The sequence below is a fragment of the Shewanella zhangzhouensis genome, from assembly GCF_019457615.1.
GTDB lineage: Bacteria > Pseudomonadota > Gammaproteobacteria > Enterobacterales > Shewanellaceae > Shewanella > Shewanella zhangzhouensis.
The window spans coordinates 2,761,605-2,774,002 of the sequence record NZ_CP080414.1 but is presented as its reverse complement, the minus strand read 5'-3'; the positions used below and the strand labels follow the sequence as shown (position 1 = coordinate 2,774,002).

9 protein-coding genes are annotated in these 12,398 nt (G+C 55.1%); 8 read left to right on the top strand and 1 reads right to left on the bottom strand.

Features of this window, described 5'->3' with window-relative positions; genetic code table 11:
* Positions 1-54: 54 nt before the first annotated feature.
* The 4 genes from aroC to K0H63_RS12050 are packed head-to-tail and all read left to right on the top strand — an operon-like array spanning position 55 to position 3,775.
* On the top strand, positions 55-1,152 hold the full coding sequence (gene aroC, locus K0H63_RS12065; protein WP_220064893.1) for a chorismate synthase: 1,098 nt from the start codon (positions 55-57) through the stop codon (positions 1,150-1,152).
* Positions 1,153-1,178: 26 nt separating this feature from the next.
* Complete coding sequence (locus K0H63_RS12060) at positions 1,179-2,330, top strand: MFS transporter (RefSeq protein WP_220067892.1); 1,152 nt, start codon at positions 1,179-1,181, stop codon at positions 2,328-2,330.
* 53 nt (positions 2,331-2,383) lie between these two features.
* Complete coding sequence (locus K0H63_RS12055) at positions 2,384-3,508, top strand: ATP-NAD kinase family protein (protein ID WP_220064892.1); 1,125 nt, start codon at positions 2,384-2,386, stop codon at positions 3,506-3,508.
* A 3-nt stretch (positions 3,509-3,511) separates the two neighbouring features.
* Positions 3,512-3,775 (top strand): YfcL family protein, encoded by a 264-nt coding sequence (locus K0H63_RS12050; RefSeq protein WP_220064891.1) that lies wholly within the window; start codon positions 3,512-3,514, stop codon positions 3,773-3,775.
* Positions 3,776-3,935: 160 nt separating this feature from the next.
* On the opposite strand, the gene mnmC1 is transcribed toward K0H63_RS12050, so the two are convergent.
* Positions 3,936-5,705, bottom strand: a complete 1,770-nt coding sequence (gene mnmC1 / locus K0H63_RS12045) for an FAD-dependent 5-carboxymethylaminomethyl-2-thiouridine(34) oxidoreductase MnmC1 (protein WP_220064890.1) — start codon at positions 5,703-5,705, stop codon at positions 3,936-3,938.
* Between the two features lie 142 nt (positions 5,706-5,847).
* On the opposite strand from mnmC1, the gene fabB reads away from it, so the two are divergent.
* The 4 genes from fabB (at position 5,848) to K0H63_RS12025 (ending at position 12,304) form a co-directional block, all read left to right on the top strand.
* Positions 5,848-7,059 (top strand): beta-ketoacyl-ACP synthase I, encoded by a 1,212-nt coding sequence (gene fabB, locus K0H63_RS12040; protein WP_220064889.1) that lies wholly within the window; start codon positions 5,848-5,850, stop codon positions 7,057-7,059.
* A gap of 121 nt (positions 7,060-7,180) precedes the next feature.
* Positions 7,181-8,308 (top strand): 4-phosphoerythronate dehydrogenase, encoded by a 1,128-nt coding sequence (locus K0H63_RS12035; protein ID WP_220064888.1) that lies wholly within the window; start codon positions 7,181-7,183, stop codon positions 8,306-8,308.
* Positions 8,309-8,313: 5 nt separating this feature from the next.
* Positions 8,314-9,330 (top strand): aspartate-semialdehyde dehydrogenase, encoded by a 1,017-nt coding sequence (locus K0H63_RS12030; RefSeq protein ID WP_220064887.1) that lies wholly within the window; start codon positions 8,314-8,316, stop codon positions 9,328-9,330.
* Between the two features lie 178 nt (positions 9,331-9,508).
* Positions 9,509-12,304 carry a FimV/HubP family polar landmark protein gene (locus tag K0H63_RS12025; protein WP_220064886.1) on the top strand — a complete coding sequence of 932 codons (2,796 nt, stop codon included), beginning with the start codon at positions 9,509-9,511 and terminating at the stop codon, positions 12,302-12,304.
* Positions 12,305-12,398 lie beyond the last annotated feature (94 nt).

Here is a 12,398-nt window from a genome sequence, read left to right as displayed (position 1 = left end):
CCGGGGCAAGCCACTGAGGTTAAGCATTAAACAGACAAGAGGATACGGGCGCGGATGTCGGGGAACAGCATAGGTCAGAATTTTGTGGTTACTACCTTTGGCGAGAGCCATGGGGTGGCGCTCGGTTGCATTATCGATGGTTGCCCTCCGGGCCTCGAGCTTACCGAAGCCGACATGCAGCATGATCTCGACCGTCGCCGTCCGGGCACTTCCCGCTACACCACGGCGCGGCGCGAGCCCGACGAAGTGCGTATCCTGTCTGGTGTTTTTGAAGGCAAGACCACAGGAACCTCCATCGGTCTGATGATTGAAAACACCGATCAGCGCAGCCAGGACTACAGCAATATCAAAGACCTGTTCCGCCCCGGTCACGCCGATTACACCTATCAGCAAAAGTACGGCCTGCGCGACTACCGCGGTGGCGGCCGCTCGTCTGCCCGTGAAACCGCCATGCGGGTTGCGGCCGGTGCGGTGGCGAAAAAGTACCTCAAGGCCGTTCACGGCATCGAGATTTACGGCTTCCTGTCGCAGCTTGGCCCCATTGAGGCTGAGCACATCGACCGCGGGCAGATAGAGCAAAATGCCTTTTTCTTCCCTGATGCCAGCAAGCTTGAGGCGCTGGATGAATACATGCGTGAGCTGAAAAAGTCCGGCGACTCCATAGGCGCCAAGGTCAGCGTGATTGCCACCAATGTGCCTGTGGGACTGGGTGAGCCTGTATTTGACCGCCTCGACGCCGATATCGCCCATGCGCTGATGGGCATCAATGCCGTGAAAGGCGTTGAAATTGGCGATGGTTTTGCGGTGGTGACCCAAAAGGGCTCCGAACACCGTGATCTGATGTCACCGGAAGGTTTTGCCAGCAACCATGCCGGTGGCGTGCTCGGCGGCATTTCCTCAGGCCAGCCGATTGTGGCCCATATGGCGCTTAAGCCAACCTCCAGTATCAGCATTCCCGGCGAGAGCATGACGGTGCAGGGCAACACCGCGGAAGTGGTTACCAAGGGCCGTCACGACCCCTGCGTGGGCATTCGCGCCGTGCCTATTGCCGAGGCCATGTTGGCGATTGTACTGATGGATCATCTGCTCAGACACCGGGCGCAAAACCAGCATGTGCACAGCGAAACGCCTGTGCTGGGGATGCGCTCTTAAGGAAAACCGTGTTCAAGACAGCACCCATGAGCGCCGAGGTTCAGTTACGCTGGCTCGGCGCCTGTTATTTCTTCTTCTTTGCCATTCTCGGCGTCATGGTGCCTTACCTTGGCGTCTTCTTCGAATCCCGCGGCTTTAACGCCACTGAAATTGGCTCTCTGCTTGCCATTCTCATGGCCACCCGCATCATTGCACCTAATCTGTGGGCCATAGTTGCCGACAAAACCGGGATGCGCAGCGAGCTGATTAAAATCGGCGCCGGTGCCGGTGCGCTCACCTATTTAAGCTTTTTCCATCCGGGCGCCTTCTGGTACATGGTGGTCAGCCTCACGGTGTACACCTTCTTCTGGAACGCGATTTTGGCACAGCTTGAGGTGATAACCTTAGAGACCCTCGGCGATAAGCCCCAGCGGTATGGCGTCATCAGAAGCTTTGGCAGTCTGGGTTACATAGTGCTGGTGGTGGCCGCCGGGTTTGCTATCGGTCACTGGGGCCCCGAAGTGTTGCCATACATAGGCATGGGCCTCTTTGCAGGTATGCTGGCGGCCTGTTTGCCGTTGCCCGCCAATCGGGTGAAGGTAAGCCGCGATACGCCCAAGGTCAAAATCAAACTGGCCGGGCCCATCGGCTGGTTTTTATTGTCGGCCATTTTACTGCAAATGAGCGCCGGGCCTTTTTACGGCTTTTTCGTGCTGTATCTCAAAGACGCCGGTTACAGCGAGGCCACCGCAGGCCTCTTTGTTGCCCTTGGGGTGATTGCCGAAATCGTCATGTTTATGCTCGCACCTAGGCTGCTTGGTAAATACGGCATCAAGCCGCTGCTGTTTATCAGTATTCTATTGACTGCATTTCGATGGTTGATGATGGCTTGGGGCGTTGAGAGTCTCTTCTGGTTGTCCCTGAGCCAGCTGTTGCATGCCTTTACCTTCGGCTTGGTGCATGCCGCCTCAATCCAGTTTATTCACCAGCAATTTGATGTGAGCCGGCGCAGCACTGGGCAGGCGCTCTATGCCAGTCTCAGCTTCGGTGTCGGCGGGGCGCTGGGGACCTGGGCCTGCGGCCTGGTGTACAGCTACAACCCAAGCCTGTGCTGGGTGCTGGCGGCAGCTTTTGCCTTCGTGGCGGCGCTGTTGGTGTTGCCGCTGCCCGGGCGTAGAGTCGAAGCGGCAGCCCATTAAACACAAGTCACAGTTACAACAGAATAAGACGTACCCTAAGTAAGAGGAGAACCATGGCCAGTAAGTTCAGATTGGGCCTCATTATTAACCCGCTGGCGGGGCTTGGCGGCAGCGTTGCCCTCAAAGGCAGTGACGGCGTGGCCGATGAGGCCCTGGCCCGGGGCGCCGAGCCCAAGGCACATCTGCGGATGCGCACGGCGCTGGAGCAGGTGCTGCCCTATAAAGCGCGGTTTATCATTCATACTGCCGCAGGCAGCATGGGGGAAGACCTGTGCCGTGAACTCGGCTTCGAGGTGCAGGTGCACTATCAGTCCAAAGGCGAGCTAACCACGGCAAATGATACCCGTGAGGCGGTGAAGGCCTTGGCCAGTGAGACCCTGGATTTGTTGCTCTTTGCCGGTGGTGATGGCACCGCCCGCGACGTGTTTGCCGAAGTTGATGAGCAGCAGGTCGTGCTGGGGGTGCCGGCCGGAGTAAAAATCCATTCGGGTGTCTATGGTATTACCCCTAAGGCGTCTGGGCTGGTGCTCAAGATGTTGATGCAGGGCGAACTGGTGTCGCTGATGAGCGCCGATGTGATGGATATCGACGAAGAGGCCTTTCGTCAGTGCAGGGTAAGGGCACGCCGTTTTGGCGAGATGCTGGTACCGGCCGAGCCGCGTTATGTTCAGGCTGTGAAGATGGGCGGCAAGGAAGTCGATGAGCTGGTGCTTGCCGATATTGCCGCCGATATCGTTTCTGAAATGGACGACAGCCTCTATATCATGGGCTCCGGCAGTACAGTGGCGGCCGTGATGGAAGAGCTAGGGCTCGATAATACCCTGCTTGGGGTGGATCTGGTTCAGGACCGCACGCTTATCGCCTCGGATCTGACCGCTCAGCAGTTGCTGGAGCAAACCGAAAATCAGCCACTTAAGCTGGTTATCACCCTCATTGGTGGCCAGGGTCATATCCTTGGCCGCGGTAATCAGCAGTTGTCACCGGCGCTTATTCGGCGTGTGGGCAAAGAAAATATTTTGATTGTTGCCACCAAAACAAAGCTTAAAGCCCTTGAAGGGCGACCGCTTATCGTGGATAGTGGCGACCCAGAGCTGGACCAGGCCTTGACTGGTTATTATCGGGTAGTGACAGGCTACCGCGACTATGTGATGTATCAGGTCGCAAATCCGACGGAGTAACAGATGTTTGAGAAATACGACACCGCCCTGGATAACTGGATTGAGGGCATAGTAGCAAGTGGCGATGATGACGCCCTGTTTGCCAGCGGCTACTTGCAGGGCCACTTTGCCGTGGCTTTGGCCGAGCTTGAAACCGAAGGCGACGTCGATAATGCGCTTTTGGACGGCAAGATGGAAAAGTGCCTTGAGACCGCCCGTGGTGAGCTGTCTGAGGCCGACTATGCGCTGGTGGAAGCCGCCTGGGCTCAGCTGCGCGGCCAGTTTTAACTGTTAAAGCCGCCAGGCATTGAAGACAGAACCGCCAGGCATGGAAGACAGAGCCTACGGGTATCGAACACCAAGTCGCTTGGCATCAAATACGAAAAAGGCAGGTTGAACCTGCCTTTTTGCTTTTCGTAACTAAGCGGTTGTCAGTCCAGCGCTGTTTTCAGTCCAGCGCCTTGCCTTTTTTAAGCTTCCTGAGCCACATGCGGTTGGGGTTTAACGCATCCATTACGCCCGGCTCCAGCACAGGCACAGTGCCAGAGAGGCTGTCTGCCAGGCACTCCGCAATCAGCGGGCCGCTGGATAATCCCCGCGAGCCGAGACCCGAAAAGATATAAAGCCTGGGATGCACAGGCGCAGCGTGGCTTTGCCAGTACTGGGCCCCTTTGGGGCCATGGCCGACAGCCTGATATTGAGCCTGAATGGCCTTCACATCGGGCGCGGCGCCCGCCATCGGCAGATGATCGCGGCTTACCATGCGAATACCTGCGCGGGCGCTTTGGCCGCTGATATCCAAATCCTTCACCCAATCTTTGCCGGGATAGCTTTCCTGCATCTTGTGCAGATTTTCCTGCTGCTCCTGCTTGCGATACTCGACTGAGGTATCAGCCCGCACATAACTTGCACCCATGCAGTGGCTGCCGCTATCGCCTGGCGTGAAATAACCATGGGCGCAGAGCACGGTTTTAAGCTGCCCAAGCTTGCCTTGGGTGGGCACATGGCTCACCTGACCACGAAAGGGGGCCAGTTGCAGCGCCTGGGTTTGGGCAAGTTGGGTTATCCGGTGGCCGGTGGCCAGCACCAGCTCCTTCGTATCCATGTCGCCTGCCGGAGTGCACAGGCGCCAGCCATCACAGGTTTGCTCAATCGCAGTGATGGTCACATCGAAATGGCACTCAAGCCCCAGGGCTTTGGCTTCTGCGATGGCAGCTTCACAGAGTTTGGCCGGCGACACCCAGCCGCCGTGGGGGTAATAGATGCCGCCCTTATCGATGGCGACTCCGGCGAGGTGATTAGCCTTGTCGGCATCTACACTCACGGCCACTTCTTTGGGCCAGGTTTTTCCCAAAAGTTTTTCAATGCGCTCGGCGGCGCGCTCATCATGGCCGGTTTGCAGTACGCCACAAAAATCAAAGGGCAGGGAATGATGGGCGAGAGACTCGACAAAGCGTTTGGCATACAAAAAGGCTGGCACAAACAGCCGGGTCAGATGATCGTCTTCCGGCGTCAGCAGCGGATAAATGGCGCCCTGGCGATTACCGGAGGCGCCCATGCCGGGTGCGCTGTCGGCACAGTAAAGCTTAACCTTATGGCCACGGCGAAGCAGCGACAGCGCAAGGCTTGCACCTGCCACACCAGCGCCGACAATGCTTATGTCTTTTGGTTTGAAAGGGGGCTTAACGGAGAGCATTGCTGGCATGCCTGGCTTGGTATCGCCAATCAGCACGCTGCCCTGGTGTATAAGCTTAAGCGCTGTCTGCTCAAATTGCCCGGTGGCGCAAATAAGCACATCGATACTGGCTTTATCAAAGGTAGCGAGTGTGGCAGCTTTGTTTTGCTCACAAAGGTAAAAGTCGAGCCAGCAATTGTCATCAAGATGAAACCTTTGTCCGCCTTTAATGTGGCTCGCGGCCATGGCAAAGGGCGAGAGCGGATGGCTGGCATCCTTAGCCAGGGCGTCAAGCTCAGCTTCATCTTTTAGCAGCATGATGATCTGTAATGGCTTTTTGCCCGTATGCTGTATGCTGGTGATTGAGGTGTTGCTGACATTGGCAGCATTTGTCTCAACATGAGCTGAATTAGCCTGCGCCGCAGCGAGTAACCACTGCCAAAGCGGCGGTTCAGGCAGCGCCTCAAACAGCACAACACAGGGGCCTTCAGGCAGGGGCAGTGATGATGGCAAGGCCATATCGATGGCAAAAAACTCGGGCATGGGGCTAAAAAAATTTACTCGATGTCGCGAAATTGGCATTATTTTACCGCCCTTTATTGAAAGCTGACCACTTAAAAGCGCCAAAGGGGATACTATTGGCGCACTAAAATTGGTACTCCCAGTACGGAATGGATAGTAAAACATGAAAAGAGTCGTTATCACCGGCATTGGCATCGTTTCCAGTATCGGTAACAACAAACAAGAAGTGACCGAATCACTCAAGGCCGGACGCAGCGGTATTACCCATTCCGCTCAGTTTGAAGAGATGCAGCTTCGCAGCCACGTGTGGGGCGATATCAAGTTGGATCCCGCTGAGCACATCGACAGAAAAGCGCTGCGCTTCATGGGCGACGCAGCCGCCTATGCTTACCTTGCCATGCAGGAAGCCATCAGCGATGCCAACCTGACTGAAGAGCAGTATTCCAACCCACGCGTGGGTCTGGTTGTGGGTACCGGCGGTGCCTCTTCTTCCAACCAGGTACAGGCCGCCGACACCCTGCGTGAGAAAGGTGTAAAGCGCGTAGGCCCTTACATTGTGCCTCGCATCATGGCATCTACTGCCTCAGCCTGTTTGGCAACCCCATTCAAAATCAAAGGCTTCAACTACTCAATCAGCTCTGCCTGTGCCACCTCTGCCCACTGTATCGGCCATGCTGCCGAACTTATCCAAATGGGTAAGCAGGACATGGTATTTGCCGGCGGCGCGGAAGAGCTGGACTGGACACTGACCATGGGCTTCGACGCCATGGGCGCGTTGTCTACCAAGTACAATGAGACCCCTGAAAAAGCCTCACGTACCTATGATGCAGACCGTGACGGTTTTGTTATCTCCGGTGGCGGCGGTATCGTGATTGTGGAAGAGCTGGAGCATGCGCTGGCCCGCGGCGCCAAGATCTACGCCGAAGTTATCGGTTATGGTGCCTCTTCAGACGGTTACGACATGGTTGCCCCAAGCGGTGAAGGCGCTATGCGCTGCATGCAAATGGCTCTGACCGATGTAGACACTCCAATCGACTACATCAACACCCACGGTACTTCTACACCTGTGGGTGACGTGCGCGAGCTCGAAGCCATCCGTGAAGTCTTTAAAGACAAGGTTCCACCTATCGCCTCAACCAAGTCACTGACTGGTCACGCCCTGGGCGCTGCCGGTGTGCACGAAGCCATCTATAGCCTGCTGATGATGGAAAATGGGTTTATCGCCGCTTCTGCCAACGTGGAAAACGTTGACCCTGAGGCTGCTGATATGCCAATCGTGACCCAGTGCCGCGATGCTGAACTCACCACAGTGATGAGTAACAGCTTCGGTTTCGGTGGCACCAACGCCACGCTGGTGATGCGCAAGTACCGCTAAGCGGCAGCGTTAATCGCATTTGCGACCACAGTTTTCGCAAATTTAAAAGGGAAGCCAGGCTTCCCTTTTTTATTGTCTGTTACAATCCGCCCCAATCGCCAAAGAAGGAAAGCCGACAGAGATGAAAATTATCGCGGACGAGAATATGCCCTATGTGGATGTACTCTTCGGGGAGCTTGGGGAGATTGAATACGTCAACGGCCGCACTCTGGCACCAGAGCAATTGGCCGATGCCGATGTGCTCTTGGTGCGCTCTGTGACCCGGGTTAATGAAGCACTGCTTTGCCAAAACCAACAGCTTAAGTTTGTAGGCAGCGCCACCATAGGGACAGACCATGTTGACAAAGCCTATTTGGAAAGCCGGGGGATACCCTTTACCAATGCCCCCGGGTGCAATGCCACTGCGGTAGGTGAATATGCGTTTATTGCCATGCTGGAGCTGGCGCAGCGCTATCAACAGCCACTTAAAGCTAAAAAAGTGGCCGTGATAGGGGCAGGGAACACAGGCACTGCAGCCGCCCGTTGTCTGGAAGCCTACGGCGTGGAGTATCGGCTGTGTGACCCCCTGTTGGCAGCGCAAGGCGACAATCGCCAGTTTTACGACCTCGATGAGCTCATTGGCTGGGCCGATGTGGTAAGTCTGCATGTGCCAATCACTAAAGAGGGCGACTATCCCACCTGGTATTTATTCGACCAACAACGTCTTGAAGCCCTTAAACCCGATGCCTGGCTGCTCAATTGCTGCCGCGGTGAGGTGATAGACAATCGTGCTCTCATTGAGGTGAAGCAAAAACGCGCCGACATCAAGCTGGTGCTGGATGTGTGGGAAGGTGAACCCAGCCCCATGTTGGCGCTGGTGCCACTGGTGGATATTGCCACGCCGCACATTGCCGGTTATAGCCTCGAAGGCAAGGCCAGAGGCACCTTTATGCTGTACGAAGCGCTTTGCAGCGTGCTGGGTATCACTGCCGACAAAAGCCTTAACAGCCTGTTGCCACCTTTCTTTTTGAGCTCAATGAACGTCCGGGAATTGGAGGATGAGAGGGCACTCCTGACACTCTGCCGGGCGGTATACGATCTGCGGGATGACGATATCCGCTTCAGGCAATCGGGCACCGACAGACTCGGATTTGACAAAATGAGAAAAAATCACCGTCACAGACGCGAATTCAGCGCCCTTAAGCTGGAAAGTGCTAAGGGATCTGAGGTAAATTGGTTGTCCTTTTTGGGTTTTTCTAACGTCGGTTGAGTATTATGTCGCAGGAATTTAATGTCGTAGTTTTGGGTGCATCGGGCGCCGTGGGTCAGACCATGATCGAGATCCTCGAAGAGCGCAATTTCCCCGTTGCCAATCTGTTCCCTCTGGCCAGTGCCCGCAGCGCCGGTGATACCGTAAGCTTCCACGGTAAACAGGTGGAAATTCTTGACGTTGAAACCTTTGACTGGTCACAGGCTCAAATCGGTTTCTTCTCTGCCGGTGGTGATGTGTCTGCCAAGTGGGCACCTATTGCCGCAGAGCATGGCTGTGTGGTTATCGACAATACTTCACACTTCCGCTATGACCTGGATATCCCGCTGGTTGTGCCCGAAGTGAACCCTGAGGCCATTGCTGATTTCCGTAACCGTAATATCATTGCCAACCCCAACTGCTCCACCATCCAAATGTTGGTGGCGCTTAAGCCCATTTACGATGCCTACGGAATCGATCGCATCAACGTGTGCACCTATCAGTCGGTATCCGGCACCGGTAAAAAGGCTATCGAAGAGCTGGCTGGCCAGTGTGCCAAGCTGCTGCAGGGATTGCCAATCGAACCAAGCGTTTATCCAAAGCAAATAGCCTTTAACGTGCTGCCGCATATCGATAAATTCCAGGACAATGGTTACACCAAGGAAGAGATGAAGATGGTGTGGGAAACCCGCAAAATCTTCGGCGACGACTCGATTCTGGTAAACCCGACTGCGGTGCGTGTGCCTGTGTTTTACGGCCACTCTGAAGCGGTGCACATTGAAACCCGTGACCCGGTGGATGCCGACACGGTAAAAGCACTGCTGCGTGATGCTCCCGGTGTGGTGCTGTTTGAAGACGATGATGATTATCCAACCGCCGTTACCGACGGTGCAGGCCAGGATCCTGTGTATGTTGGCCGCGTGCGAAACGACATCTCTCACCCCAACGGGATCAACCTCTGGGTGGTGTCAGATAACATTCGCAAAGGCGCTGCGCTGAACAGCGTACAAATTGGTGAAATTCTCATCCGCGATTACCTGTAAAAATACACCGAAGTCGCTGACTTTGTTGAAAAAGCCCGCAATGAGCGGGCTTTTTTTGTTTTACATTTGTGAACAGTAGCAGGGCTTGGAATTCTGGTTTATAGTAATCTCAATAAATACAATTGCCTAAAGCAAGTCGTCATCGGGCGTACCTTGAGCGCTTGAAAGGGAATAATTGATGAACTTTCGTACCTCCTATTTCGTGGGCTTCCTGGCCTCTGTTCTGGCCGTATCCACCATTCCCCAGTTCTCCGAAGTCAGAGCAGCTGAGCCGCTCAAAATCACAGGTCCGGACGGTCAAAGTCGTGAAGCCCAGTCACGTCAGTATGGCCCAACTACGGTGCAGGACACCTTCTGGAGCATCGCCCAAAAAGTGCGTCCGGATAACAGTGTCAGCGTTTATCAGGTCATGGCGGCGATTTATGATGCCAACCCCCATGCCTTCAGTGGTGCCAATTACAATACCCTCGAAAAAGGCATGATACTGCTCATTCCCTCCAAAGAGGTGATGCTGGCTATTCCCAAAAATCTGGCTCAACAAAGAGCGCTGGAGCAAGACAGGGCGTGGCGCACCGGCAAGGTCGAGCCCAAGCAGGCTGCAGCCAAACCCGCCACAGCTAAACCTGCGGTGCAGGAAGAGCCTAAAGCCGTTACCGAGCCCGTCAAAGTTGAAGCGAACCCCGCTCCTGTACCCGCGGTAGATCCCAAACTGGTCGAAGAAAACCAGGCCCTGTCGGCCGAGATCAGTCGTCTGACCGAAGAGCTTAATGTACGCAAAAATGATGTTGAGTCGCTGAGTGCTCAGGTCGAGCAGTTAACCGAAGAAGTACAAACTCTGAAAGCCAACCTGGCTGCGACAACGGAAGAGTCGGAAGCGCTGAAGACTGAAAACAAAACGCTGAAACAGGCGCAGGCACTGGCGGAGGTTGAAGCCAATAAGCCCGGCGAACTGTGGCGCAGTCTGATGGATAGTCCCCTGATGCTTATCCTGGGCGCCGTTGTGCCCGCACTCCTTATTTTGATGGCGGTTTGGCTGTTCCTGCGCCGTCGCCGTGGTGGAGCTGATGCTGATGTGGGTGAAACACCCAAATCTGCTGATGCCTCACTGGTAGCGGCAGCTGCCGCGGGCGCTGTTGCGGTAGCCGCCAGCGCCGATGAAGAGGAAATGGCTATTCGTCTGGATCCAGACGAAGAGGAATCACTGGATTCATTGCTGGACATGGGCAATGTCGATCTGGCGCCTGAAACCTTACCCGAAGAAGCGTCAGCAGATCTTTTTGTCGAGCAAGCCGATGATTTTGCCGATGATGGTCAGTCACTGGATGACCTCTGGGCCGAAGCCATGGGCGAGCAGGAGGATGGTGAGCAGGGCGCAGAGACTGAAGCCGATTTGGACGCCTTGATGGCAGGCCTTGAGGCCGAAACCCCCTCTGACAGCCAGGAAGAAGATTTGGATGCCCTGCTGGCAGGCTTCGATATGCCGGAAGAGGCAGTCAGCACTGCCATGGAAGCTGAGGGTGAAGACAATGATTTAAGCAGCGCCATCGCAGCCGAGCTTGAAGCCGAACTTGCCGATGGCGACGACACTGCCAATGAAGACGACCTCGATGCCTTGCTGGCGGGATTTGATGCGCCTGTCGAAGCTGAAATCGTCGAGAAAGAGGACGATTTAACCGATGCCATTGCCGCCGAACTCGAGTCTGAATTGACGGTAAATGATGACGTCAGCAGCGATGAGGATCTCGATGCGCTGTTGGCGGGTTTTGATGCGCCGGCGGTCAGTGACGAAGGCGAGGCCGAAGCACAAACAGCCGTATCCGGTAGCGAGGATACCGATCTGTCTGATGCGATTGCCGCTGAGCTTGAAGGCGAAGTTGCCACAGACTCTGACACAGAAGAAGACCTTGATGCATTGCTGGCTGGTTTTGCGTCAGAGAGTACGACGGTAGACGCAGACGCCCCCAAACTGGCAGATGCTCAGGACGACCTCAGTCTGGTTGATGATGCCTTTGCCAAAGCGCTGGAGAGTGAGCTTTCTGTGGCTGAGGATGGCGCTGATGAGGACTTGAGCGCACTGCTGGCTGACTTCGATACGGCGGAAGAGGCGCCCCTTGAGGATATTACAGCAGGCCTTGGCGATGAGCTGCCCCTTAGCGATGAAGACGAAGATCTTGACTCTTTACTGGCCGGTTTTGATAAAGAAGAAGAGACCGGACTTGAAGACGCTGCGTTAGCTGCGGCGGCGGTTGCGACTGCGGCCTCAATCAGTGCAGCCAAATCGGATAAAGAATCAGAGCAAGCATCAGAGCAAGCATCAGAGAAAGACAAGACCGCAGAGCAAGGTGCCCATGATGCAGACCCTGTGGCGGTGTCAGCCAAAGATTCTGGCTTCTTTGATGATCTCAAGGGTAAAAAAGGTGCTGCAGGCAGCAATATGCTGGAGTGGGAAAGTATCACCCCGCCAGATACGAAAAGGCCTTCATTGGATGTAAGTGATGATGAGCTGCTGTCAGCCTTTGCTGCAGAACATGACGACTCAGATGACGATGCCTTTGTGCTGGATGTGGACGCCGACCACAGCATGACAGTGGATGAAGCGCTGGCGGCACTGGATGCCAGTGAACAGTCCAAGCGGCAGAGTAAAGTGGAAATGGAAGCCGATCTCAGTAACTTCCAGAAAGAGAATGGCTTTATTGATATCGATAAGCTGCTCAATGATGCCGATGATACCGAGCCAGAACCCTATCGTGAGCTGGACATGGATATAGGCGAAGTCGAAAGCCTGATTGGCGATGCCGCCATGGTCGACGTGGACGACGAAGAAAATTCGGTCAATGCCAAACTGGACTTGGCCCGTGCCTACATCGAAATTGACGACAAAGACAGTGCCAAGGCCCTGCTCAAAGAAGTGGAAATGGACGGTAACGAGCGGCAAAAACAGGAAGCTGCCAACTTACTGCAAGACATAGGTTGAGTCAGTTAAGTCCTGATAAAAACGGCGCCCCGAGCGCCGTTTTTTTATGCCCTCGATAGGCGGCGAATGTGGTAATATCGCCGCGCTTTATCGA